The sequence below is a fragment of the Streptomyces sp. NPDC001933 genome (assembly GCF_042890955.1).
GTDB lineage: Bacteria > Actinomycetota > Actinomycetes > Streptomycetales > Streptomycetaceae > Streptomyces.
In genome coordinates, this window is the sequence record NZ_JBIASS010000011.1 from 16,011 (window position 1) to 40,217 (window position 24,207).

Here is a 24,207-nt window from a genome sequence, read left to right on the forward strand (position 1 = left end):
GTCGGCGCGCGACTGTGCGGCCCGGATGCGGGCCGGCGGCACGTCGGCAGAGGCTATCGGATGAACGGAAGCGCGATTTCACCGACCGTTCGCGCCCCGTTCGGGGTGGACCGGCATCATCCGGCGCCGCCCGCGATCATCATCGTCGATCGCCGCCTCGCCTGACAAAACGCGTCGGTACGACCCCGTCCCGTCCTGCCGCGCCGCCTTCCTGACCTGCAAGCATTTCCGCAGGTCAGAGCATATGACAACGGTGTTCAGTACCGTGTTGCCGGATACCCCCCACCCGTAGTTCACTGGCAGTGCCCGGGCCGACCGCGTCCGGGACCGCGAGACGACCGGGAGGCGTTCCCCATGGGGGCAGGGCACGACCACGGGCACACACACGGCGGGCCGCCGCCCACCGGCACGGCGGCCGCCGCGTACCGGGGGCGGCTGCGCATCGCGCTCTGCATCACGCTCACCGTGATGGTCGTGGAGATCGTCGGCGGGGTGCTCGCCGACTCGCTCGCGCTGATCGCCGACGCGGCCCACATGGCGACCGACGCCCTCGGCCTGGGCATGGCGCTGCTGGCGATCCACTTCGCCAACCGCCCGGCCGGGGTGAACCGCACCTTCGGCTACGCCCGTGCCGAGATCCTGGCGGCACTGGCCAACTGTCTGCTGCTGCTCGGGGTGGGCGGCTTCCTGCTCTTCGAGGCCGTTGAGCGCTTCATCACCCCGGCCGAGACCAGGGGCGGGCTGACGATCGCCTTCGCCCTGGTCGGCATGGCCGCGAACATGGTCTCGCTGTCGCTGCTGATGCGTGGGCAGAAGGACAGCCTCAATGTGCGCGGCGCCTATCTGGAGGTGCTCGCGGACACGCTCGGCTCGTTCGCGGTGCTGGTCTCGGCGGGGATCATCCTGTCCACCGGCTGGCAGGCCGCCGACCCGATCGCCTCGCTGGTCATCGGCCTGATGATCGTCCCGCGCACCGTGAAGCTGCTCAGGGAGACCCTCAACGTGCTGCTGGAGTCGGCGCCCAAGGGGGTCGACATGGGGGAGGTGCGCGCCCACATCACCGACCTGCCCGGCGTGCTGGACGTCCACGACCTGCATGCCTGGACGATCACCTCGGGCATGCCGGTGCTCTCCGCCCATGTGGTGGTGCGCCAGGACATGCTCGACTCGATCGGGCACGAGAAGCTCCTCCATGAGCTGCAGGGCTGCCTCGGCGACCATTTCGACGTGGAGCACTGCACCTTCCAGCTGGAGCCGAGCGGCCATGCCGAGCACGAGGCGAAGCTCTGCCACTGAGGGGCCGGTCCGGCGGGGCCGTGCACCGGGCCGTGTAGGGTATTCGCAGAGGCGTTCGGCCTCCCCATGTGCGAGAGAGGAGCTGAGGTTGATGACCGTCGCGAAGGCGCCTGCCCGGCGCAGCATCCGGTCCTTCCTCATCTCCCGGGTTCTCGGCTAGCACCACGACTCGCAACGGGTCGACCCGTTGGCCGGAGCCCTCGTACACCAAGGGTTCCCACGTTGAGCGACAACGATCACGCCGTCCGTACCGAGGCGTTCTTCTCCCTGCATCACGGCCTGCCCCGGCAGTGCCCCGGCTCCGATGCCACCACCCGGCGGCTGCTGGAGCTCACCGGCCCGCTGCCCGGCCGTCCGCGCGTTCTGGATCTGGGCTGCGGGCCCGGCCGTGCCGCGCTGCTCCTCGCCGCCGAGGCGGGTGCCGAGGTGACCGCCGTCGATCTCCACCAGCCATTCCTCGACGAACTGCGCGAGGCGGCCGGGGCCCGCGGGCTCGGCGACCGCATCCGTACGGTCCGGGCCGACATTTCGGAGCTGACCGGCCCCGATTTCCCCGACGGGTCGTTCGACCTCGTCTGGGCCGAGGGGTCGGCGTACATCATCGGTTTCGACACCGCGCTGCGTGACTGGAAGCGGCTGCTCGCCCCGGGCGGCTCCCTGGTCGTCAGCGAGTGCGTCTGGACGACGGACGCGCCGACGGCCGAGGCGCGCGCCTTCTGGGAACAGGAGACGTCGATGCGTCCCGTGGCTGGCAACGCCGCGGCGGCCGTCGAGGCCGGTTACCACGTCCTCGGGGCGCGGGTGCAGCCGGACAGCGACTGGGACGAGTACTACGTCCCGCTCGCCGAGCGCGTCGAGAGCGCCGACGTGTCCGCTCCCGGCATGGCGTGGGCGCTCGCGGCGACCCGCGAGGAGCTGGCCGTGCGGCGCGACCACGGCACGGAGTACGGCTACGCCGGCTATGTGCTGCGCCCCGCCGACCCCCGCTGGACGACCCGTGCGGAGACGGCGGCGGACACGGCGGCCGTGCACGCCGTCAACGCCGCCGCGTTCCCGACGCCGGACGAGGCGGCTCTCGTCGACGCGCTGCGCGCCGATCCGGCGGCCTGGCTGCCCGGCCTCGCCCAGGTGGCGACGGACGGCCCGGACGGGGACATCGCTGCGTACGCGCTGCTGACCCGGTGCCGGGTCGGGGACGCACCGGCGCTCGCGCTGGCCCCGGTGGCCACCGCCCCGGAGCACCAGCGCCGGGGGGCGGGGCAGGCGGTGGTGCGCGCGGCACTCGACGCGGCGAGGCTGCGCGGCGAGTCACTCGTCCTGGTGCTCGGTCATCCCGAGTACTACCCGAAGTTCGGCTTCGTACCGGCGTCGCGGTACGGGATCCGGCCGGGCTTCGAGGTCCCGGACGAGGCGATGATGGCCCTGGTGCTGGACGAATCCGTGCCGGTGCCGACGGGCACGATCCGTTATCCGGCCGCCTTCGGCGTCTGACGCGCCGTCCGGTCCCGCCGCGCGTCACGGTGCGGCGGGACCGGACATGCCAGACCCCCGCGGTGCGGACAAGCGGCTTTTGTACGGCAGACTTGACCGGAATCGACGGGACCGGCGCACCGGGCCGGGACCATAGCGAAGGATGGGTATGCCGACCACACCAGCCACCGCGGCGCACAGCTCGTCGAACGGCACAGCAGAAGTGATCATGCTCGAACTGGTCGACGAGGACGGCACCACCATCGGTACGGCGGAGAAGCTCGCCGCCCATCAGCCACCCGGTCAGCTGCACCGCGCCTTCTCCGTGTTCCTCTTCGACGAGCAGGGCAGGCTGCTGCTCCAGCGCCGCGCGCTCGGCAAGTACCACTCCCCCGGTGTCTGGTCGAACACCTGCTGCGGCCACCCCTACCCCGGTGAGGCGCCCTTCGCCGCCGCCGCCCGGCGTACGTACGAGGAGCTCGGCGTCTCACCCTCCCTGCTGGCCGAGGCGGGCACGGTCCGCTACAACCACCCGGACCCGGCCTCGGGCCTGGTGGAGCAGGAGTTCAACCATCTCTTCGTGGGCATGGCGCAGGACCGGCTCGACCCGGACCCGGAGGAGGTCGGTGAGACCGCGTTCGTGACGGCCGACGAGCTCGCCGAGCGGCACGCCCGGTCGCCTTTCTCGGCCTGGTTCATGACGGTGCTGGACGCCGCGCGTCCGGCGATCAGGGAGCTGACGGGACCGTCCGCCGGCTGGTGACGGGCGGACGGCGTCGGGGGCGCCGTCCGGTACGGGCGGTCAGCGGCACGGGGTCAGCGGCAGCGCCGCCCAGATGATCTTTCCGCCTCCTGCGGTGTGCTCCACATCGCAGGCCCCGCCCGCTTCCCGGGTGATCTCCCGGACCAGCAGCAGACCGCGTCCGCCGGTCTGCGCGTAGTCCGTCTCCAGGGCCGTCGGCCGGTAGGGGTGGTTGTCCTCGACGGACACCCTGATCCACTCCTCGCCGACGGCCACCTCGACGGCCAGCTCCGGCGAGAGCAGCGCGGCATGCTTCACCGCGTTGGTGACCAGCTCGGAGACGATGAGCAGCAGGCCCTCGGCGACGTCGTCGTCCAGCGGCACGCACTGGCGCTTCAGCAGATCGCGCACCGCGTGCCGGGCCTGCGGTACGGATACGTCCACGGCCGGAGCGGTGAACCGCCAGACTCCCTCGTACGGGACGGGCCGGGCGGGGACACTCCCGCGGCTCTCCATAGTCCGGTACCCGCTCTCCACTCGATGGTGACTGCACGTCGAGTACAGAGTGCGGGGCGTGGTTGGTCCGGACCGTGCCACTGAACAGAATTCGACCTCTATCGACGAATTTTGGCCGGACAGAACGCTGAAAGCTCAGTCTTTGGACCGTTTCTGTCCGTCTCCTCGGGGATGGTCGGGCAGCTCGTCGGTCACCCTCTGTTCCGAGACCATCGAGACGATGCGGCGGCCGCCCACCCCCATGGCGATCAGGCCGAGGCCGTCGAAGAGCAGCGCCAGCGAGAAGAAGAGACCCAGTACGTAGAGGCTGCTGTGCGGCCAGTCGAAGAGCACCAGCAGCCCCAGCAGCAGGCCGAAGGCGCCTTGCAGCAGCGTCCAGCCGAACTGCGGGCCGCGCACCACGACACTGCCCACCAGGCGGAACACCCCGCCGGTCAGGAAGAGCAGCGCGGCGAACATGGTCAGCGCCTCGGCGGTGCCGTGCGGGTGGCGGATGACGACGATCCCGGCGGCGATGTTCAGCGCGGCCACCACGACGCCCAGCCAGAAGTAGTCGCTGCCACGGGAGTCGATGGCGTGCAGCAGCCCGACGATGCCGCCGATCAGCAGCAGCCAGCCGAACAGGATCATCGAGGTCAGCGTCGCGACGCCGGTGTAGACGAGACCGACCAGACCGGCCACGACGAGCAGGCTGCCGAGCAGGGTGAGCCAGCCGAAGCTGCGGCTCAGTCTCCTGCCCTCGGTTGCGGGATCTGCCACGGGAAGCTCCTCACGGTGCGTGCCTGGTCCCAGACCCCTTCTTGATCATAGGTTCGAACCGTACGGATAGCATCCGGCACATGGACCGTACGGAACCCGGGCTGGAGCACACCGTCGCGGACGGCGTCGCCACCGTCGTGATCAGCAATCCCGCCAAGCGCAACGCGATGACGGCCGCGATGTGGAGCGTGCTGCCCGGTCTGCTGGAGCGGCTGGCCGCCCACCCCGAGGTCCGGGTGCTGGTGCTGACGGGCGCCGGGGACACCTTCTGCGCCGGCGCGGACATCTCCTCGCTCCGGGACCCGGCGGGCGACCCGCAGGCGCTCGCGGTGGCGGCCGAGGAGGCGCTGGCCGCGTTCCCCGGGCCGACGCTCGCGGTGATCCGGGGCTACTGCGTGGGCGGCGGCAGCCAGTTGGCGGCCGCCTGCGACCTGCGGTTCGCCGAGGAGGGGGCCTCCTTCGGTGTCACGCCGGCCAAGCTCGGCATCGTGTACGCCGCGTCGTCGACCCGGCGGCTGGTGGCGCTGACCGGCCCGGCCACCGCGAAGCACCTGCTGTTCTCCGGCGAGCTGATCGACACCGCACGGGCGCTGCGTACCGGCCTGGTCGACGAGGTGCTGCCGGCCGGCGAGCTGGAGAAGCGGGTCGAGGCGTACACGCGGACCCTGACGGCCCGCTCACGGCTGACGCAGGCGGCGGCGAAGGAGTTCGCCGACGGGCGCCGGGACCGGGACGCGCACTGGGCGCGGCAGGCACGCCTCAGCGGCGACACCGCCGAGGGTGTCGCCGCCTTCCTGGAGCGGCGCGAGCCCCGCTTCACCTGGACGACCGGGGCCTGACGGACCGCGCCGGCGCGCTACTGGAGGAGGTAGTGGCGCTGGGCACGGAACTTCTCGACCATCGCCGCCGGGGCCTTCTCCGGGGAGCCCGCGTCGTACGGCGGCTGCGGGTCGTACTCGGTCAGCAGCTGTACGGCCAGGGCGTGCTCGTCGCCCGCGATCCGGCCGGCCAGGGTGAGGCCCATGTCGATGCCGGAGGAGACGCCCGCCGCGGTGACGTACTTGCCGTCGATGACGACCCGCTCCCCGGTCGGCTCGGCGCCGAGTTCCTCCAGTACGTCCAGCATGAGCCAGTGCGAGGTGGCCCGGCGGCCGGTCAGCAGTCCGGCCGCGGCGAGCAGCAGCGAGCCGGTGCAGACCGAGGTGGTCCAGGTGCTGGTGGCATCGGCGGCGCGCAGCCAGCCCAGCAGCGTCTCGTTCTCCATCTGGTCGCGCTGACCGGGGCCGCCGGGCACCACCACCACGTCGGGCGCGGGCACATCGGCGAAGGCCTTGTCGGCGACGAGCGTGAGGCTGTCGGTGTCGTTGCGCACGGGGCCGGTCCGTTCGGCGACGAAGACGGTCTCGGCGCCGGGGGTGCGAGCGAGCATTTCGTGCGGGCCCACCGCGTCGAGTGCGGTGAAGCGGTCGAAGAGGACGATGGCGATCTGCATGGGTTCCCTTTCACGTTCGCGTCGATTTCACGTTCGCGGTCGATCGAGTGCGGGTCGGCGGTCAGCCGGCCGCGGGATGGATGCGGAAGCGTCGGCGGTACTCGGCGGGCGCGGTGCCCAGGGCCTTGATGAACGCGCGGCGCATGGCCTCCGGGGTGCCGTAGCCGCAGGTACGCGAGATGCCGGTGACGCCGTCGGTGGTGTCCTCCAGCAGCCTGCGGGCCTGTTCCAGCCGTACGCGGTCGACGTAACGGCCCGGCGTGAGGCCCGTCTCCGCCTGGAAGGCGCGCGCGAAGTGCCGGGGCGAGAGGCGGGCGCGGGCGGCGAGCGCCTCGACGCAGAGGTCCTCGCCGGGGTTCTCGGTGATCCAGTGCTGGACCTCGCGCAGGGGTTCGCGCCGGGCGGTCTGGGCGGAGAGCTGGGCGCTGAACTGGGCCTGGTTGCCCGGTCTGCGCAGAAAGACCACCAGGTGCCGGGCGACGGTGAGCGCGATGTCCCTGCCGTGGTCCTCCTCGACCAGCGCGAGGGCCAGGTCGATTCCGGCGGTTACCCCGGCGGAGGTGGCGAGCCTGCCGTCGCGTACGAAGATCGGGTCCGGGTCGACCTCGACGGCCGGGTGGTTGCGCGCGAGGTGGTCGCAGACCGTCCAGTGCGTGGTCACCCGGTGCCCGTCCAGCAGTCCGGCCCCGGCGAGCAGCAGCGCGCCGGTGCAGACGGAGACGAGTCGTTCGGCGTGCGGGGCGTGTTCGCGCAGCCAGTCGACGAGTGCCGGGTCGGGGTCGCGGGTGCCCTCGCCGCCGGGGACGAGCAGGGTGTGGGGCGGCCCGGCGTCGGCGAGGCTGCTGTCCGGGACGAGGACGAGGCCGCTGCAGGTGCGGACCGGGGCGCCGTCGAGCGAGGCGGTGCGCAGTCCGTACCCGGCCCCGGGGAAACGGGAGGCCCCGGCGAAGACCTCCACCGGCCCGGTGACATCGAGGCTCTGGACGCCGTCGTAGAGGACGACGAGTACGGATCGCTGCGTCATGACCGCCATCCTGCTCGGCCCCGATGATGGCCGCAATGACGAAGAACCCACCTTTCCTGCCATCGCGCGGTGGTCGGGAACCGGGTGCCGCACCGGGGTTACCGCGCGTACCGACCAGTCGGTAATGTGCCCGCATGAGTACTCTGCCGCCGCGCGCCGGACGCCGCTGCCACAACGCCATCAACCCGCTGCACTCGACGGTCTACTTCTCGCCCGACCTCGGAAAGGAGCTCGGGGAGCTCGGCATCGACGACTCGAACGCCGCCTACTTCGCCGCGCGTTCGGCGGCGATGGGTGCCGTCGGACCGGGCGCGGTCACCGCCGCGTTCTACAACTTCAACCACGACCTCGTCGCCCGGCATCTGCCCGCCGTGTGGTCCGTCGCCTCGCCGCAGGCGGTCCTGGACGCCCGGCTGCGCGCCGCCGACACCACCCTTCGCCGGCTGCTGGGCGAGGAGATCATCGCTTCCCCGGAACTGGCCGAGGCGGCGGAGCTCGCACTGCGCGCCGCCGAGGGGTGCACCCGACACGCCCGGCCGCTCTACGCCGCCCACGCCGATCTCCCGGTGCCCGAGCAGCCGCACCTGGCGTACTGGCACGCCGGCACACTGCTGCGGGAACACCGCGGCGACGGCCATCTCGCCGCGCTGCTGACCGCCGGGCTCGACCCGCTCGAGGCGCTGGTCAGCCACACGGCGACCGGCAAGGGAATGTCCCCGCGCTGGGTGCTCGCCACCCGCGGCTGGCACCGCGACGACTGGGACGCGGCGTGCGAGCGGCTGCGCGGGCGCGGACTCCTGGACGACGGCGGCGAGTTGACGCAGGCCGGCGTCGCGCTCCGCTCGGAGCTGGAGGAGGCCACGGACCGGATGGACGCGGCACCGTACGAGCACCTGGGCGCCGAGGGCGTGGAGCGGCTGACCGAGCTGGGGCGCAGGTTCCTGTTCACGGCGGCGTCGGCGGGCGCGTTCCCGGACGGCCTGATGGGCAAGGACTGAACCACCTCCCCGCCAGATCCGTACGACAGGCCCTGGGGTGGCCGGGCGACACGGCGCCCGGCCACCCGGCACAATGCAGGCGAAGGGGCCTGGGGCCTTTCGTTTGGATCAGGCCGGATCAGGCACCGGGGCACGCGAGCCCGGCATGATCCAAACGAAAGGCCCCGGCCCCGGCAAGCACAGCCAGTAGAGCCAGTACGAGAAGGCGAGTCGGTAGAACCGTGACGACGTCCATCGAAGGCAGGATCGCCGAGGAGCTCGGCGTACGCGAACGGCAGGTGAAGGCGGCCGTCGAGCTGCTCGACGGCGGGTCGACCGTGCCGTTCATCGCGCGCTACCGCAAGGAAGCGACCGAGATGCTCGACGACGCGCAGCTGCGCACATTGGAGGAGCGGCTGCGGTATCTGCGGGAGCTGGAGGACCGCCGGACGGCGATCCTCGACTCGGTGCGCGAGCAGGGCAAGCTGGACGAGGCGCTGGAGGCGCAGATCCGGGCCGCCGACACCAAGGCGCGCCTTGAGGACATCTATCTGCCGTTCAAGCCCAAGCGGCGCACCAAGGCGCAGATCGCCCGGGAGGCGGGGCTCGAACCGCTCGCCGACGGCCTGCTCGGGGACCCGTCGGTGGAGCCGCTCGCCGCTGCCGCCGCCTTCGTCGACGCCGACAAGGGCGTCGCGGACGGTGCGGCGGCGCTGGAGGGGGCCCGCGCCATCCTCACCGAGCGGTTCTCCGAGGACGCCGATCTGATCGGTGAGCTGCGTGAGCGCATGTGGACGCGCGGGCGGCTGGCGGCCAAGGTGCGGGACGGCAAGGAGGAGGCGGGCGCGAAGTTCGCCGACTACTTCGACTTCGCCGAGCCGTTCACCGCGCTGCCCTCGCACCGGGTGCTCGCGATGCTCCGGGGCGAGAAGGAGGACGTGCTCGACCTGGTCATGGAGCCGGAGGAGCCGTCCGAGACGCCCGGCCCGTCGACGTACGAGAACATGGTCGCCCGGCGCTTCGGCGTGGCCGACCGCGGCCGCCCCGGCGACAAGTGGCTCGGCGACACCGTGCGGTGGGCGTGGCGGACCCGGATCCTGGTGCACCTCGGCATCGATCTGCGGCTGCGGCTGCGCACCGCGGCGGAGGACGAGGCAGTACGCGTCTTCGCGTCGAACCTGCGCGATCTGCTGCTCGCCGCGCCGGCCGGGACACGGGCCACGCTGGGGCTCGACCCCGGTTTCCGTACCGGTGTGAAGGTCGCCGTCGTCGACGCTACCGGCAAGGTCGTCGCGACGGACGTCATCCACCCGCACGTCCCGGCCAACAAGTGGGACCAGTCGCTGGCCACGCTGGAGCGGCTGGCGAAGGCGCACGACGTCGACCTGATCGCGATCGGCAACGGCACGGCCTCCCGGGAGACCGACAAGCTGGCCGGTGAACTCATCGACAAGCACCCGGAGTTGAAGCTCACCAAGGTGATGGTCTCCGAGGCCGGCGCCTCGGTCTACTCGGCTTCGGCCTTCGCCTCGCAGGAACTCCCCGACATGGACGTGTCGTTGCGCGGGGCGGTCTCCATCGCGCGGCGGCTGCAGGACCCGCTCGCCGAGCTGGTGAAGATCGATCCCAAGTCGATCGGGGTCGGCCAGTACCAGCACGACCTGTCCGAGGTGAAGCTGTCGCGCTCGCTGGACGCGGTCGTCGAGGACTGTGTGAACGGTGTCGGCGTCGACGTCAACACCGCGTCCGCGCCGCTGCTTTCGCGGGTTTCGGGGATCGGCTCGGGGCTCGCGGAGAACATCGTCGCGCACCGCGACACCAATGGCCCCTTCCGGTCCCGCAGGGCGCTCAAGGACGTGGCACGGCTGGGCCCCAAGGCGTACGAGCAGTGCGCGGGCTTCCTGCGCATCCGGGGCGACGATCCGCTGGACGCGTCGAGCGTGCACCCGGAGGCGTATCCGGTGGTGCGGGCGATGGTGAAGCGGACCGGCGGCGACGTCGCCTCGCTGATCGGCAACACGGGGGTGCTGCGCTCGCTGCGGGCGGACGACTTCGTGGACGAGAAGTTCGGTCTGCCGACGGTCTCCGACATCCTGAGGGAGCTGGAGAAGCCGGGGCGCGACCCGCGGCCCGCGTTCAAGACGGCCACCTTCAAGGAGGGCGTCGAGAAGATCGGTGATCTGGCGTCCGGCATGGTGCTGGAGGGCGTCGTCACCAATGTCGCGGCGTTCGGCGCGTTCGTGGACATCGGTGTGCACCAGGACGGCCTGGTGCATGTGTCGGCGATGTCGCGGACGTTCGTGAAGGACCCGAGGGACGTCGTGAAGCCGGGCGACATCGTGAAGGTCAAGGTCATGGACGTCGATGTGCCTCGGAAGCGGATCTCGCTGACGCTGCGGCTGGACGACGAGGCCGCGGCCGGTGCGGGCTCCCAGGGCGGCGGCCAGCGGCGCGAGCGGGGTGAGCGCGGCAGCCAGGGCGGCCGGCCGCCGAGGCAGCGCCAGGGTCAGGGCGGCCAGGACCGCGACCGGCGCGGTGGCGGCGGTGGCGGCTCCGCCCGGCAGGCGCCGGCGCCGGTGAACAGCGCGATGGCCGACGCACTGCGCCGGGCCGGATTGGCGGACCCGAACCAGGGCGGCCGGAGGCGGTAGCCGCAGCGGCAGCAGTACCGGGGGGGGGGGGGGGGGGGGGGGGGGGGGGCCCCCCCCCCCCCCCCGCCCTTCTCTTTCCCTCTCCCCCTCACGGTCCGGTGAGTACACCCCGGATCACACCCCACACTTACCTTATCGGTATACCAAAAAGGTCTCAGGCAAAAGTAAAGGCCGACACCGCATGGGGCGCCTTGCCCCTTATATCCAGGGCGTTCGATCACGACAGAGGAAACGGCATCACATATTCCGGTTGACGCCACATCCCATTGGTATACCGTTGCGCCTCAACGTGCACCCGCACCGGCACTCGTCCGGGAGCCCTGCCGTTTCTGCAGTCCTGCCGTCCTGCCGTCCTGAAGGAGGCTTGTTCCCGTGCGTCGTATTCCGGCCACTCTCTCGGTGGCCGCGCTGTTGGCGATCACCACCGCGTGCAGCTCGCTCTCTCCCCCCGGCAAAGAGGCGGCCGCCCAGGCGCGGCTCACCGACATGCGCCCCGTGCGCGACGGGGGCACGGTCACGATCGGGCTGAAGTCCGATCCCGACATGCTGGACCCGAGCCTGACCGCCACCCTGGTCGCCCGCACCGTGTTCTCGTCCATGTGCGAACAGCTCTACGACGTCGACCAGGACAACAAGTTCGTACCGCAGCTCGCCGCCTCGATGCCGAAGATCACCGACGGCGGCAGGACCTTCACCTTCGACGTCCGCAAGGACGCCAGGTTCAGCGACGGCGCCCGGCTGGACGCCGCGGCGGTGAAGACCTCGCTCGACCGGCACCTGCATCTGCGCGGATCCGGGCGCGCGTCCGAGATCGACTCCGTACAGCAGGTCACGGCGATCGGTCCCTACACCGTGCGGCTCTCGCTGAGCCATCCCGATGTCCCGCTGCTGGGCCGGCTGGCCAACACCGCCGGGCTGATCATGTCCCCGAAGGCGCTCAAGAAGTACGGCCGGGACTTCGCCACCCATCCGTCGTGCGTCGCCCCGTTCAAGTACGACAAGCGGGTCGTCGGCGACCGGATCGAGCTGACGAAGGACCCGCTGTACTACGACGCGGACAAGGTCCATCTCGACCGCGTCATCTACAAGACGATCACCGACGGCAACATCCGGATGGCCAACATCCGGTCCGGCGACGTCCAGATCGGCGACCAGATGGGCCCGGTCGAGGTACGCAACTCCCTGGGCGAGAAGGACCTCCAGCTCCTCAACACCCCGTCGCTCGGCTACATGGCCCTCACCCTGAACGTCGGCAACGCGAACGGCATCGCCGAGGACCCCGGCCCCGTCGACACGCCCTTCGGGCGCGATGTGCGGGTGCGCGAGGCGTTCGACCTGTCGCTGGACCGCGAGCTGATCAACAAGCTGGTCTTCCAGGGCATGTACGAGCCGGCCTGCGGCCCCGTCCCGCCGGGCACCCCGCTCAGCACTCCCCTCACCTGCCCGAAGCGGGATGTGGCGAAGGCCGAGCGACTGCTGAAGGAGGCCGGGGTGAAGACCCCGGTACCGCTGGAGCTGATGATCAACACCACTCCGGACGACAGCCGTATGGGACAGGTCATCCAGGCCATGGCGGCCGACGCCGGTTTCGAGGTCACCCTGCGGCCCACCGAGTTCGCCACCGGGCTCACCCGCACCCTCGCGGGCGACTTCGAGGCGCGTACCGGTGGCTGGGGCGGTCAGCCGGATCCGGCGGGCAACATCGACAGCCTCGTCGGCACCAAGGGCAGCAACAACCAGGGCAAGATCTCGGACCCGACGATCGACCGGCTGATCGTCGAGGGCCGCAGCACCTCCGACGTCGCCGAACGCCGCGAGATCTACCGGAAGCTCACCGTCGCGATCAACAAGCAGCACGGCGTCATCTACCTCTACCGGAACATCAACTACGTCTCCGCCTCGAAGGACGTCAGCGGGATCAAGCTCTCCGGTGACGGCCTGATCAAGGTCAAGGAAGCCGGCTACACGAAGGCGAGCCGGTGATGAACCTGCGCAGACTGCTCACGTCGTACGTGAGCCGCCGGATCGGCATGTCTCTGGTGACCATGGTGCTGGTGAGCATCACCGTGTTCCTCGGGGTCCGAGCGATGCCCGGCGACACCGCCCAGGCCCTCGCCGGTGAGCAGACCTCCCCGGAGGTCCTGGCCGCGATCCGCGAGGAGTACGGGCTCAACGACAACATCGCGGTCCAGTACTGGCGTTACGTCAGCCACGCGGCCACCGGTGACTTCGGCACCTCGGCCCGTACCGGGCTTCCCGTGCTGGACTCCATCACCCAGGCACTGCCCATCACCCTCGAGCTGGCCGCGCTGTCCCTGCTGATGGCCGTGGTCGTCGGCATCGGCGCCGGTGTGATGGCGGCCGTCCGGCGCGGCAAGCCGGAGGAATGGCTGGTCAACGGCATCGCCCTGCTCGGCATGTCGGTGCCCTCCTTCTGGCTCGGCATCGTGCTGGTGCTGGCCTTCGCCATCGCCATGCCCGTCTTCGCGGCCTCCGGATTCGTGCCGTTCAGCGCGGATCCCCTGGAGAACCTGCGCCGTCTGGTGCTGCCGGCCGTGGTGCTGGGCTCCGGCCTCGCGGCGGTGGTGATGCGCCAGACAAGAGCCGCGATGATCGACGCGATGTCCTCGGACTACGTGCGCACCGCGCGGGCCAAGGGGCTGGCCCCGGCCGCCGTGATCGGCCGGCACGGGCTGCGCAACTCGCTCGTCACCGTGATCACCGTGCTCGGCCTGCAACTGGGCCATCTGATCTCCGGCGCCGTCGTCACCGAACAGGTCTTCGTCCTGCCCGGCTTCGGCAAGCTCACCATCGACGCGGTCTTCACCCGCGACTACGCGATGGTCCAGGGCGTCGTGCTGTTCACCTCGGCCGCCTACATCCTGATCAACCTGCTCGTCGACTTCCTGTACTCCGTGGTCGACCCGCGCATCCGGCTCGGAGGTTCCCGATGACCCTCGCCCCGTCCCCCGCGCCGCCGACGGCCGCCGCCCCCGCCGCACGGCCCTCCTCGGGCCGCGTCGCGCGGCTGACCACCACCCTGCGCCGGCTGCGCCGCAACCGGCTGGCACTGGTCGGCGCGGTGCTCGCCGCGGTGCTCGTGCTCGTCGCGCTCTTCTCGTCGCTGCTGGCCCCGTACGACCCGGCCCGGCCGGACTTCGGCGCCGCGCTGGCCGAACCGAGCTGGTCGCACTGGCTCGGCACCGACGACCTGGGCCGCGACCAGCTGTCCCGGGTGCTGGTGGGCGTCACCGCGTCCATGCAGGTCGGGGTGGCGTCGGTACTGCTGGCCTTCGTCGTCGCCGTTCCGCTCGGGCTGGTGGCCGGCTACTACGGCCGGTTCGCCGACACGGTGGTCTCCCGGCTGACCGACACCATGCTGGCCTTCCCGTTCCTGGTGCTGGCCGTCGGGCTCGCCGCGGTGCTGGGCCCCTCGCTGACGAACGCGACCATCGCGATCGGCATCTCCCAGATCCCGGGGATCGTCCGCGTCACCCGCGCCGAGACCCTGCGGCTCAAGCACCTGGACTACGTCGGCGCGGCCGTCGCCAACGGTGCCAGGGACGGCGTGATCCTGTTCCGCCACATCCTGCCGAACGCCACGTCGACGCTCATCGTGCAGGCCACCGTCGGCATCCCGTCCGCGATCACCGGCGAGGCGGTGCTCAGCTTCCTCGGCCTCGGGGTGCAGCCGCCCTCTCCCTCGCTCGGCGTGATGCTCTCCAGCGCCCAGCCGTTCATCGCCGACGCGCCCTGGATGGCGGTCTTCCCCGGCCTGGTCATCGTGCTCGCCACTCTGGCGTTCAACCTGCTCGGTGACGGCGTACGCGACATCCTCGACCCCCGCGGAGGTACCCGGTGACCGAAGTCGAAACGACCGCCGCGCCCGCGCCCGCCACCGGCGGCGACCCGGCACCGGTGCTCCGGGTGCGCGACCTGTCGGTCTCCTTCCACGGCGCGGAACGCACCGTGCACGCCGTGGACGGGGTCTCCTACGACCTGGCCCCCGGCGAGGTGCTGGCCGTGGTCGGCGAGTCGGGGTGCGGCAAGTCCGTCACGTCGATGGCCGTGATGGGGCTGCTGCCGCCGACCGCCCGGATCGGCGGGTCGATCACCCTCGACGGCCAGGAACTGGTCGGCGCCCCGGAGAAACAGCTGCGCTCGCTGCGCGGCCGCCGGCTCTCGATGATCTTCCAGGAGCCGATGACCTCGCTCAATCCGGTGCTCACCATCGGACGGCAGATCACCGAGGTGCTGCGCCGGCACCAGGGACTGAGCCGGAGCGAGGCCAGGGAACGGGCCGTCGAACTGCTCGGCATCGTCGGCATCCCGGCCCCCCACAAGCGGGTGGACGAGTACCCGCACCAGCTCTCCGGCGGCATGCGGCAGCGGGTGATGATCGCGATCGCCGTGGCGTGCGACCCCGCGGTGCTGATCGCGGACGAACCGACCACCGCGCTCGACGTGACGGTGCAGGCGGGCATCCTCGATGTGCTCCGCTCGCTGCGGGACCGGCTCGGCACGGCCATCGTGCTGATCACCCACGACCTCGGGGTCGTCGCGGACACCGCCGACCGGGTGCTGGTGATGTACGCGGGCCGCCCGGTCGAACAGGCCTCGGTGGACGAGCTGTTCGCCTCGCCGCAGCACCCGTACACCCGCGGTCTGCTCGGTGCCGTGCTGCGGCCCGGCAGCCGGAGTGCGGGAGGGCGGACCCGGCTCAACGAGATCCCCGGGCTGGTGCCCGATCTGCGCGAGCAGCCTGCGGGATGCAGTTTCGCCCCCCGGTGCGCGTCGGCCGACGCGGACTGCCTGACGAGCCGTCCCCCGCTGCGGCCGGCCGAGGGCACCCATCTGATCGCCTGCTACCACCCGGCCGATTCGGCCGGTGCCGCCACGTCCCGACCCGATGCGAGCAAGGGAACCGTCCGATGACCGCCAGCCTCACCCCACCCGCCGACGCGGCGGGGACCGTCACCCCGGTGCTGGCCGTACGCGGCCTGAAGCGGCACTTCGACAGGGCCGGCGGCACCGTGAAGGCGGTGGACGGCGTGTCGTTGACGATCCTGCCCGGTGAGGTCGTCGGCCTCGTCGGGGAGTCGGGGAGCGGCAAGTCGACCGTGGGGCGCTGCGTGGTCCGCCTGGACCGGCCGACCGACGGCACCGTCGAGATCAACGGCACGGACGTCACCACGCTCACGCAGCGTGCGCTGAGGCCCTTGCGCAAGGACTTCCACCTGGTGTTCCAGGACCCGTCGTCCTCGCTCAACCCTCGGATGACGATCCGTCAGATCATTGCGGAGCCGCTGCGGTTGCACGGCATGGCAGACCGAGCCGAGGCCGCGCGGCGGGTGGACGAGCTGCTCGCCCAGGTCGGTCTGCGGCCCGAGCTGGCAGACCGCAACCCCCACGAGCTCTCCGGGGGCCAGCGTCAGCGCGTCTCGATCGCACGGGCGCTGTCCGTCGATCCCGCGCTGCTGGTGGCCGACGAGCCGACCTCGGCGCTCGATGTGTCCGTGCAGGCGTCCGTGCTCAATCTCCTCGCCGACCTCCAGCGCGAGAGGGGTTTCGGCTGCCTGTTCATCACGCACGACCTGGCGGCGGTGGAGTATCTGGCGGACCGGATCGCGGTGATGTACCTGGGCCGGATCGTCGAACAGGCCCCGGCGGCCGAGCTGTTCGCCGCGCCGAAGCACCCGTACACCCAGGCGCTGCTGTCCGCGGCGCCGGTGCCCGACCCGGCCGAACAGCGGGGCCGCAGCCGGATCGTGCTCGGCGGTGATCTGCCCAGCCCGCTGGACCCGCCGCCCGGCTGCCACTTCCACACCCGGTGCCCACTGGCCACCGACCGGTGCCGTACCCAGTCGCCCGAGCTGCGCACGCTGCCCGGGGAGGCCGGTCCGGACGCGGCCCCTCGCCAGGTGGCGTGCCACCTCGTGGCGGACGACGGCACCGTGCCGGATGCCGCGAAGGCAGCCGCGTAACACCGGGGGCAGATACGCCGGAGCCCGTCCACCTCGTGGTGGACGGGCTCCGGCGTGTGTGTCCCGGGGTCAGCCCACCAGCTCCAGGCCGTCCGCGACGACGCGGCCGGCGTGCAGCACCGTGCGGTCGCCGCTGCGGTCCATCACGGCGGACACCACGGTCTCGCCCTCGACCAGCAGCAGGTCGGCGCTGTCGCCCGCCGAGACGCCGGGCCGGTCGGCCACCGAGGTCAGGCGCGGCAGCTGCGGGTGCAGGATCGAGGCGCCGCCACGGCTCGCGACGGCCATGCAGTGCTCGATCAGTTCGTCGGCGCGGTAGCGGTTGGTGAAGGCCAGCTGCCAGGTGCGGTCCAGCATGTCCCCGTTGCCGTACGGCGACCAGAAGTCGCGCTGGCCGTCCTCGCCGAGGCCGACCCGCACCCCGGCGGCCGTCAGGTCGGCCAGCGGCAGCGCCCGGTGCTGCGCGGGGGCGACGGTCGCCATCGCGATGTCCAGCTCGGCGAACTCCTCGATCAGGCGGCGCGTCGTCGCCTCGTCGACACCGCCGAGGTCGTACGCGTGCGAGAGCGTCACCTGGCCGGCCATGCCGAGGGCGCGCACCCGCTCCAGGATCAGGTCGACGCTGAACACACCCAGCGGACCGGGCTCGTGGAGGTGGATGTCGACCGGTGCCCGGTGGCGCTCGGCGAGGTCGAAGATGATGTCCAGGTGGCGCACCGGGTCCCGGTCGAGGGTGCAGGGGTCGATGCCGCCGACGACGGCCGCGCCCGCGGACAGCGCCCGGTCCATCAGCTCCGGCACGCCCTTCTCCTTGAGCAGACCGGCCTGCGGGAAGGCCATGATCTCGACCTCGCACCGGTCGGCGTGCGCCTCCTTGGCGGCGAGCACGCCCTCGAACCGCTCCAGGCCGCAGTCCGCGTCGATCTGCGCGTAGCTGCGGACCCGGGTCGTGCCGCGCTCGATCATGCGGCCCAGGGTGTACGTGGCCCGCTCGGCGACGCTCCACTCGTCCTCGCGCCAGTGGGCGCGGTCGTTCATGGTCATGGCCCAGACGCCGGGGGCACCGGTGTGCGGGCGGAAGGGCAGCCCGATTCGGGTGGAGTCCAGGTGGCAGTGGACGTCGGAGAACGACGGCAGGGCGAGCCGTCCCCGTCCTGCCACGGTGTCGCCGGTCACGGCACGGTCCGGATCGTGCGGGGTGAGCGCCGTTATCGTGCCGTTCTCGATCTCAATGTCGCACGGCTCGCCGCCCCAGGGACGGACATTCGTGATCAGCATGTGGTGGATCTCCTTGTCTCGGGCACCGGTGCGCGGTTCTCCGGCGGGGGTCGTCCGGCGGCGGTCGTCCGGCCGCCGCCGGTCACTCGGCCGGAAGCACCTCGGCCAGGGCGGCCAGGGAGGGGCCGCGGCCCCTCTCGATGTGCGCGTAGGCGAGGGCATCGGCCAGGTCGGGCTTGCCCACGTGGATCGCGGCGCAGATGTCCTGGTGCTCGGTGCACTGGACGCGCGGTTCGAGGCCGCCGGTGAGGGTGAACAGCCACTGCACCAGGCCGAGCGACGGCTGCAGGGCGTCCTGCAGCAGCCGGTTCCCGGTCATCGCGACGATCTCCGCGTGCAGGGCGGTGTTGGCGGCGGGGATCTTCTGCATGTCGCCGCGCCGGGTGGCGTCCTCGGCCGCTTCCATGAGTTCCCGCAGCCGCTCGCCGCCGCGGCCGGCGGCGCATGCCTCCGCGGCCCTGCGCGCGGCGAACACCTCCAGGCTCAGCCGGAGGTCGAAGAGTTCGGCCACGTCGCGGAGCGAGAGGTTGCGTACGGAAGCGCCGCGTCGCGGCGAGATCAGCACGAGCCCCTCCCCCGTCAGCCGGGTGAGCGCTTCGCGGACCGGAATGCGGGACACCCCCAGGGCGTCGGAGAGTTCGCGTTCGCGCAGCCGCGAGCCCGGCGGGTACTCCCCGCCGAGGATGCGGGAACGGATCGTCCGCTCGGCGTGCGCGACGTGGGACGTGCCGGCTCCAGTCATGAGCGGCCCGCCTCGAACGGCGGGAACGTCGGCGGGAACAGTTCCCGGGCGCCGCGCCGGAGCACGTCGCGCTCGCTGTACGCCTCGCGCATCCGGTCGAACAGGCTCTGCGCGCGCCGGCGCAGGTTGACCAGGTCGATACCGGGGATCCGGCTGTCGGTCATGACCGGGCGTCCCGCCACGACCGAGTGGGTGGCCTGCCGGGCGGTGCCGTTCAGCAGGAAGGTGCGGACGGGGTCGTCCTGGACGCCGTCGCGGATGTCCTCCAGCCGGAACGCGACCAGGTCCGCCTGGGCTCCCGGCTCCAGCCGGCCCAGGTCGGTGCGGCCCAGCGCGCGGGCGCCGCCGAGGGTGGCCGCCTCGACGTAGTGCTCGGCGGGCGCCGCGTCCGCGCGTCCGTCGACGACCTTGGCGAGGTGGACGCCGAGGTCCATGCCCCTGATCAGGTCCGGCGGGAAGGAGTCGGTGCCCAGGCAGAGGTTGACGCCTGCCCGCCGGTACGCGCCGAAGGAGTGCAGCACCTGGCCGTAGCGCAGGGAGGTCTGCGGGCAGTGGATGACCGAGACGTCCGCCGCCGCGAGCGTCGCCAGGTCGCCGCGGTCCTCGCCGTGCACCTCGGGATGCCGGTCGATCACGATGCCGTGCGGTACGAGGAGCCGGGTGTCCAGCAGCCCGGTGCGTTCGAGCAGCTGGAGCGGGGTGGTGCCGTGCAGCTCCCGCACCAGGTTCCGTTCGGTCGTCCCCTGCAGGCAGTGGAGCCGTACGAGGACGTCGCGGCGGAGAGCGACGTCGGCGGTCTTCCGCATGAGCTCGTCGGTGAGGGTCTCGATGCGGCACGGCAGCAGCACACCGTTGACCAGCGGGTCGTCCAGTGCGGCCGCGTGGTCGAGGAAGCGCACGGCGTCCCGGAGCCCGTCCCGGCCGCGGCCCTCGTCGAACTCGACGCCGCGGCTGCCGTCGGGCAGCGTCACATTGACGCCGGAGCGGTAGGCGGGCCCCAGATAGCCCCGCAGGCCGATCCGCCTGGAGGTCTCCGCCATGTCGACGAGCTCGTCGTACGGCTCGGCCCAGGCGCTGTGGACCTCCGAGGCGATGGGCATGTAGGTGGTGATGCCGTGCAGCGCGAGCTGGACGAGCGCGTACTCGCGTACGGTGGCCCGCTCCGCCGGTGTGAAGACGTCATGGCGCCGGTCGGTGAAGTACTCCTGCGACCAGAGGAGTCCGCCGCCGGTCTCCTGCGACGCCCAGGAGTCCAGGACGAGGTGGTCGATGTCGGTGAGGGCGTCCAGGTCGATGAGGCCCGGCATCACCAGTGCCTCGCCGAGGTCCAGTTCTTCGTCCACCGGGCCGTGGTATCGCCTGCCGACGTACACGATCGTGTCGCCGTCCCAGACGATCTCGCCGTCGCGCAGCAGCGCGTGCCCGCCTTCGCGGTGGGCGAGGATGTGGGTGGCGCGCCAGCGGGTACGCACGGGGCCTCCTGCGGATGCGGTGTCGGGGCCGTAGAGGCCGGACGGCGGTCCTTGGCTGTGCCGACACTAGCACTTGGCATACCAAATTCCGCCACCGCCGAGGAATGTGGGCACCATGCCGGAAATGACCCGACGGACAGAGGTTCGGAATCGGGAAATGCGATCCTTTTGGGATACCAGGAGGGGTGACTGTTCGTCCGGCCCCCGACTACCAAGCCGTCGGCGACGGCCCGGTGCGGGGCTCAGAGCTCCGTCACCCTTCCCGCCGCGACTTCGACCCGCCGGGTGGTCCGTACCGCTTCCAGCATCCGCCGGTCGTGCGTGACCAGAAGAAGCGTTCCGGTGTACGAGTCGAGCGCGGATTCCAGCTGCTCGATCGCGGGCAGATCGAGGTGGTTCGTGGGCTCGTCGAGCACCAGGAGGTTGACGCCCCTGCCCTGGAGCAGGGCGAGCGCCGACCGGGTGCGCTCCCCGGGGGAGAGCGTCGTGGCGGGGCGCATCACATGGTCGGCGCGCAGGCCGAACTTGGCGAGCAGCGTGCGCACTTCGGCCGGTTCGGTGTCGGGCACGGCGGCGCAGAACGCCTCCAGGAGCGATTCCGAGCCGTGGAAGAGCTTGCGCGCCTGGTCGACCTCGCCGACCACCACGCCCGAGCCGAGCGCGGCGTGGCCGGAGTCCAGCGGGAGGCGGCCGAGCAGGGCGGCGAGCAGGGTGGACTTGCCCGCTCCGTTGGCGCCGGTGATGGCGACCCGGTCCGCCCAGTCGATCTGCAGCGACGCCGGGCCGAAGGCGAAGTCACCGCGTACGGCCTGCGCTTCGCGCAGGGTGGCCACGACCGAGCCGGAGCGGGGTGCGGCGGCGATCTCCATCCGCAGTTCCCATTCCTTGCGCGGTTCCTCGACGACGTCGAGCCGTTCGATCATGCGCTGGGTCTGCCGGGCCTTCGCGGCCTGCTTCTCGCTCGACTCGCTGCGGAACTTGCGTCCGAGCTTGTCGGAGTCGGTGGCCTTGCGGCGGGCGTTCTTGACGCCCTTGTCCATCCAGGAGCGCTGCATCTGGGCGCGCCCTTCGAGAGCGGTGCGCTTGTCGGCGTACTCCTCGAACTCCTCGCGGGCGTGCCTGCGGGCGCGCTCGCGCTCCTCCAGGTAGGCCGCGTAGCCGCCGCCGTACAGATTGATCTGCTGCTGGGCCAGATCCAGTTCGAGGACCTTGGTGACCGTGCGCATCAGGAATTCGCGGTCGTGGCTGATGACCACGGTGCCCGCGCGGAGCCCCGAGACATAGCGCTCCAGCCGCTCCAGGCCGTCCAGGTCGAGGTCGTTGGTGGGCTCGTCGAGCAGGAAGACGTCGTAGCGGGAGAGCAGCAGGGAGGCGAGGCCAGCGCGGGCGGCCTGGCCGCCGGAGAGGGCGGTCATCGGCAGGTCGAGGCCGACGGTCAGCCCGAGCTCGGCTGCGACCTCCTCGGCGCGCTCGTCCAGGTCGGCGCCGCCGAGGGCCAGCCAGCGTTCCAGCGTCTCGGAGTACGCGTCGTCCGCACCCGGCGTCCCGTCGACGAGGCCCTGCGTGGCCTCGTCCATGGCGGCCTGGGCCTGGGCGACGCCGGTGCGGCGGGCCAGGAACTCCCGCACGGTCTCGCCGGCCCGCCGTTCCGGCTCCTGCGGGAGGTGGCCGACGGTGGCGGTCGGCGGGGAGAGCCGCAGCTCGCCCTCCTCCGGCCGGTCGAGCCCGGCGAGGAGCCGGAGCAGTGACGATTTTCCGGCGCCGTTGACTCCGACGAGACCGATCACGTCACCGGGCGCGACGACGAGGTCGAGTCCGGCGAAGAGTGTGCGGTCGCCGTGTCCGGCGGCGAGGTCCTTGGCGACGAGGGTGGCAGTCATCAGGGTGTCGATCCTAATCGGCGCCGGGGGCCGGACCGCCCGGCCGGTCGCGCTCCGGCCGGGCGGCGGGTGCTCCGGCCGTCAGCCGGCCGGTCCGTCCGCGCCGGAGGAGTCCGGTTCCGGTCCGTGGTCCTGGTGGAGCCCGGTGGTGACCTGGCTGCCGCCCGGACCGATCCGGATCTCGAAGTCACCGGCGTACTTCGCGTGCCCTTCGATGACCGCTGATTCGACGGCCTCCACACCGAATTCGCGCCGCACGATCAGCGGGTCCTGGCGCAGGTCCCGCATCAGCGCCACGCACATGCCGATCATGACGACGGTGAACGGCGCGGCGACCAGGATCGTCAGGTTCTGGAGTCCGGCGAGCGCGTCGCCCTTTCCGTTGCCGATGAGCAGCATGATCGCGGCCACGGCTCCGGTGACCACGCCCCAGAAGACGACGACCCACTTGGCGGGTTCGAGGATGCCCTTCTGGGAGAGCGTGCCCATCACGATGGAGGCGGCGTCGGCTCCCGAGACGAAGAAGATGCCGACCAGGATCATCACCACCAGGCTCATCACCGTGGCGAGCGGGAACTGCTGGAGCACTCCGAAGAGCTGTGCCTCCTGGGTGACGGCGCCGCCGAGCTTGCCGGCCTCCTGGAGTTTGATCGCCGTACCGCCGAAGATCGCGAACCACACCAGGCTGACGGTGCTGGGCACCAGGATGACGCCGCCGATGAACTGGCGGATCGTCCGGCCGCGGCTGATCCGGGCGATGAACATGCCGACGAAGGGCGTCCAGGAGATCCACCAGGCCCAGTAGAAGACGGTCCAGTTGCCGAGCCACTCGGCGACGTCGCCCTTGCCGGTCGCCTCGGTGCGTCCGGCGAGCTGGGCCAGATTGCCGAAGTAGGCGGCGATCGAGGTGGGCAGCAGGTCGAGCACGATGATGGTGGGGCCCGCGATGAAGACGAAGACGGCGAGGATCAGGGCGAGCACCATATTGGTGTTGGAGAGCCACTGGATGCCCTTTTCGACACCGGAAGCCGCCGAGGCGACGAAGGCCACGGTCAGCACGGCGATGATCAGGACCAGGAGCCCGGTGCCGGTCTTCTCCCTCCAGTGCAGCTCGTGGAAGCCGCTGCCGATCTGGAGGGCGCCCAGGCCCAGTGACGCGGCGGAGCCGAAGAGGGTCGCGAAGATGGCGAGGATGTCGATCAGCCGGCCGAGACCGCCGTGGGCGTGCCGGGCTCCGATGAGCGGCTCGAAGACTGCGCTGATCGTCTGCCGGCGGCGCCGGCGGAAGGTGCTGTACGCGATGGCCAGACCGACCACGGCGTAGATCGCCCAGGGGTGGAGCGTCCAGTGGAAGAGGGTGGTGGCCATCGCCGTCTGCATCGCTTCGGCGGCATCGGCGGGATGGGTGCCGGGCGGCGGGCTGATGAAGTGCGCGAGCGGCTCGCTCACCCCGTAGAACATCAGACCGATTCCCATGCCCGCGCTGAACATCATGGCGACCCAGGACACGGTCCGGAATTCGGGCTCCTCCCCCTCCTGGCCGAGGGCGATCTTGCCGTAGCGGCTGACGGCGAGCCAGAGGGCGAAGACCACGAAGCCGGACGCGGCGAGCATGAAGGCCCAACCGCCGTTGTGAATCAGCCCGTTGAGCATGGCGCTGGAGATGTTCTGCAGCGAGTCGGTGGCGGTGGCTCCCCAGACCACGAAGGCGAGGGTGAACGCGGCGGTGACGCCGAACACCACCCGGTCCGTCGTGGGGTGCCGGTTCTGGGCCGGGTCACCGGGGAGGTCCGCCGTCACCGGCAGGTCCCCCCGGTCGCCCGTTCTCTGTTCGTCCTGCGACACGGATGGCACCTTTCACGGAAGCAATTTGTTCGCTCTCCGTAGGCACTACCACACGCAGCGCTCACTCCCGTGGACCAAC

Annotated in this window: 20 protein-coding genes; 11 read left to right on the top strand and 9 right to left on the bottom strand. The window is 71.4% G+C overall.

Translation table 11 applies throughout. The features are described 5' to 3' along the window. Window positions 1-354: 354 nt before the first annotated feature. The 3 genes from ACFYY7_RS25320 (at window position 355) to idi (ending at window position 3,529) form a co-directional block, all read left to right on the top strand. Window positions 355-1,296 (top strand): cation diffusion facilitator family transporter, encoded by a 942-nt coding sequence (locus ACFYY7_RS25320; protein WP_388664759.1) that lies wholly within the window; start codon window positions 355-357, stop codon window positions 1,294-1,296. A gap of 222 nt (window positions 1,297-1,518) precedes the next feature. After that, window positions 1,519-2,787, top strand: a complete 1,269-nt coding sequence (locus ACFYY7_RS25325; protein WP_388664761.1) for a GNAT family N-acetyltransferase — start codon at window positions 1,519-1,521, stop codon at window positions 2,785-2,787. A 148-nt stretch (window positions 2,788-2,935) separates the two neighbouring features. Then, a complete protein-coding gene (gene idi, locus ACFYY7_RS25330; protein ID WP_360936585.1) occupies window positions 2,936-3,529 on the top strand; it encodes an isopentenyl-diphosphate Delta-isomerase in 594 nt (197 codons plus the stop codon). Between the two features lie 39 nt (window positions 3,530-3,568). On the opposite strand, the gene ACFYY7_RS25335 is transcribed toward idi, so the two are convergent. Then, window positions 3,569-4,024, bottom strand: a complete 456-nt coding sequence (locus tag ACFYY7_RS25335; protein ID WP_388664764.1) for an ATP-binding protein — start codon at window positions 4,022-4,024, stop codon at window positions 3,569-3,571. A 135-nt stretch (window positions 4,025-4,159) separates the two neighbouring features. Continuing rightward, window positions 4,160-4,783, bottom strand: a complete 624-nt coding sequence (locus ACFYY7_RS25340) for an HdeD family acid-resistance protein (protein WP_388664766.1) — start codon at window positions 4,781-4,783, stop codon at window positions 4,160-4,162. Between the two features lie 80 nt (window positions 4,784-4,863). On the opposite strand from ACFYY7_RS25340, the gene ACFYY7_RS25345 reads away from it, so the two are divergent. Then, window positions 4,864-5,622, top strand: a complete 759-nt coding sequence (locus ACFYY7_RS25345; RefSeq protein WP_388664768.1) for an enoyl-CoA hydratase/isomerase family protein — start codon at window positions 4,864-4,866, stop codon at window positions 5,620-5,622. A 17-nt stretch (window positions 5,623-5,639) separates the two neighbouring features. On the opposite strand, the gene ACFYY7_RS25350 is transcribed toward ACFYY7_RS25345, so the two are convergent. Both ACFYY7_RS25350 and ACFYY7_RS25355 read right to left on the bottom strand, forming a co-directional pair. Then, window positions 5,640-6,275 (bottom strand): DJ-1/PfpI family protein, encoded by a 636-nt coding sequence (locus ACFYY7_RS25350; RefSeq protein WP_388664770.1) that lies wholly within the window; start codon window positions 6,273-6,275, stop codon window positions 5,640-5,642. Between the two features lie 61 nt (window positions 6,276-6,336). Next, window positions 6,337-7,299: a GlxA family transcriptional regulator gene (locus ACFYY7_RS25355; RefSeq protein WP_388664772.1), complete on the bottom strand. Its 963-nt coding sequence runs from the start codon at window positions 7,297-7,299 to the stop codon at window positions 6,337-6,339. Window positions 7,300-7,433: 134 nt separating this feature from the next. Here ACFYY7_RS25355 and ACFYY7_RS25360 point away from each other — a divergent pair, with 134 nt between their 5' ends. The 7 genes from ACFYY7_RS25360 (at window position 7,434) to ACFYY7_RS25390 (ending at window position 16,911) form a co-directional block, all read left to right on the top strand. Continuing rightward, a complete protein-coding gene (locus tag ACFYY7_RS25360; protein ID WP_388664774.1) occupies window positions 7,434-8,297 on the top strand; it encodes a hypothetical protein in 864 nt (287 codons plus the stop codon). Between the two features lie 221 nt (window positions 8,298-8,518). Continuing rightward, the gene (locus ACFYY7_RS25365; protein WP_388664776.1) at window positions 8,519-10,927 is read left to right on the top strand and encodes a Tex family protein; all 2,409 of its coding nucleotides are present in this window, start codon (window positions 8,519-8,521) and stop codon (window positions 10,925-10,927) included. Between the two features lie 372 nt (window positions 10,928-11,299). Continuing rightward, window positions 11,300-12,910 (top strand): ABC transporter substrate-binding protein, encoded by a 1,611-nt coding sequence (locus tag ACFYY7_RS25370; protein WP_388664778.1) that lies wholly within the window; start codon window positions 11,300-11,302, stop codon window positions 12,908-12,910. Next, window positions 12,910-13,881, top strand: a complete 972-nt coding sequence (locus ACFYY7_RS25375; RefSeq protein WP_388664780.1) for an ABC transporter permease — start codon at window positions 12,910-12,912, stop codon at window positions 13,879-13,881. Before ACFYY7_RS25370 ends, ACFYY7_RS25375 begins: the two co-directional genes overlap by 1 nt. After that, window positions 13,878-14,789 (top strand): ABC transporter permease, encoded by a 912-nt coding sequence (locus tag ACFYY7_RS25380; protein WP_388664782.1) that lies wholly within the window; start codon window positions 13,878-13,880, stop codon window positions 14,787-14,789. Before ACFYY7_RS25375 ends, ACFYY7_RS25380 begins: the two co-directional genes overlap by 4 nt. After that, the gene (locus tag ACFYY7_RS25385; RefSeq protein ID WP_388664784.1) at window positions 14,786-15,862 is read left to right on the top strand and encodes an ABC transporter ATP-binding protein; all 1,077 of its coding nucleotides are present in this window, start codon (window positions 14,786-14,788) and stop codon (window positions 15,860-15,862) included. The genes ACFYY7_RS25380 and ACFYY7_RS25385 overlap by 4 nt, the downstream gene beginning before the upstream one ends. Beyond that, window positions 15,859-16,911: an ABC transporter ATP-binding protein gene (locus ACFYY7_RS25390; RefSeq protein WP_388664786.1), complete on the top strand. Its 1,053-nt coding sequence runs from the start codon at window positions 15,859-15,861 to the stop codon at window positions 16,909-16,911. Before ACFYY7_RS25385 ends, ACFYY7_RS25390 begins: the two co-directional genes overlap by 4 nt. A gap of 69 nt (window positions 16,912-16,980) precedes the next feature. Here the strand turns inward: ACFYY7_RS25390 and ACFYY7_RS25395 are convergent, their stop codons facing one another. The 5 genes from ACFYY7_RS25395 to ACFYY7_RS25415 all read right to left on the bottom strand — a co-directional run bounded on the left by ACFYY7_RS25395 (window position 16,981) and on the right by ACFYY7_RS25415 (window position 24,128). Further along, window positions 16,981-18,189, bottom strand: coding sequence for an amidohydrolase family protein (locus ACFYY7_RS25395; RefSeq protein ID WP_388664788.1), 1,209 nt, complete (start codon window positions 18,187-18,189; stop codon window positions 16,981-16,983). A gap of 82 nt (window positions 18,190-18,271) precedes the next feature. Next, on the bottom strand, window positions 18,272-18,931 hold the full coding sequence (locus ACFYY7_RS25400; RefSeq protein ID WP_388664790.1) for a GntR family transcriptional regulator: 660 nt from the start codon (window positions 18,929-18,931) through the stop codon (window positions 18,272-18,274). Beyond that, complete coding sequence (locus tag ACFYY7_RS25405) at window positions 18,928-20,403, bottom strand: chlorohydrolase family protein (RefSeq protein ID WP_388664792.1); 1,476 nt, start codon at window positions 20,401-20,403, stop codon at window positions 18,928-18,930. The genes ACFYY7_RS25400 and ACFYY7_RS25405 overlap by 4 nt, the downstream gene beginning before the upstream one ends. A gap of 242 nt (window positions 20,404-20,645) precedes the next feature. Further along, window positions 20,646-22,283 (bottom strand): ABC-F family ATP-binding cassette domain-containing protein, encoded by a 1,638-nt coding sequence (locus ACFYY7_RS25410; protein WP_388664794.1) that lies wholly within the window; start codon window positions 22,281-22,283, stop codon window positions 20,646-20,648. 81 nt (window positions 22,284-22,364) lie between these two features. Next, window positions 22,365-24,128, bottom strand: coding sequence for a BCCT family transporter (locus ACFYY7_RS25415; RefSeq protein WP_388664796.1), 1,764 nt, complete (start codon window positions 24,126-24,128; stop codon window positions 22,365-22,367). Window positions 24,129-24,207 lie beyond the last annotated feature (79 nt).

Coding starts and splice junctions, on each gene's coding strand:
- ACFYY7_RS25410 (WP_388664794.1), bottom strand. CDS start 22,283: ATGACTGCCACCCTCGTCGCCAAGGACCTCGCCGCCGGACACGGCGAC.
- ACFYY7_RS25345 (WP_388664768.1), top strand. CDS start 4,864: ATGGACCGTACGGAACCCGGGCTGGAGCACACCGTCGCGGACGGCGTC.
- ACFYY7_RS25320 (WP_388664759.1), top strand. CDS start 355: ATGGGGGCAGGGCACGACCACGGGCACACACACGGCGGGCCGCCGCCC.
- ACFYY7_RS25390 (WP_388664786.1), top strand. CDS start 15,859: ATGACCGCCAGCCTCACCCCACCCGCCGACGCGGCGGGGACCGTCACC.
- ACFYY7_RS25350 (WP_388664770.1), bottom strand. CDS start 6,275: ATGCAGATCGCCATCGTCCTCTTCGACCGCTTCACCGCACTCGACGCG.
- ACFYY7_RS25380 (WP_388664782.1), top strand. CDS start 13,878: ATGACCCTCGCCCCGTCCCCCGCGCCGCCGACGGCCGCCGCCCCCGCC.
- ACFYY7_RS25400 (WP_388664790.1), bottom strand. CDS start 18,931: ATGACTGGAGCCGGCACGTCCCACGTCGCGCACGCCGAGCGGACGATC.
- ACFYY7_RS25395 (WP_388664788.1), bottom strand. CDS start 18,189: ATGCTGATCACGAATGTCCGTCCCTGGGGCGGCGAGCCGTGCGACATT.
- ACFYY7_RS25355 (WP_388664772.1), bottom strand. CDS start 7,299: ATGACGCAGCGATCCGTACTCGTCGTCCTCTACGACGGCGTCCAGAGC.
- ACFYY7_RS25375 (WP_388664780.1), top strand. CDS start 12,910: ATGAACCTGCGCAGACTGCTCACGTCGTACGTGAGCCGCCGGATCGGC.
- ACFYY7_RS25335 (WP_388664764.1), bottom strand. CDS start 4,024: ATGGAGAGCCGCGGGAGTGTCCCCGCCCGGCCCGTCCCGTACGAGGGA.
- ACFYY7_RS25360 (WP_388664774.1), top strand. CDS start 7,434: ATGAGTACTCTGCCGCCGCGCGCCGGACGCCGCTGCCACAACGCCATC.
- idi (WP_360936585.1), top strand. CDS start 2,936: ATGCCGACCACACCAGCCACCGCGGCGCACAGCTCGTCGAACGGCACA.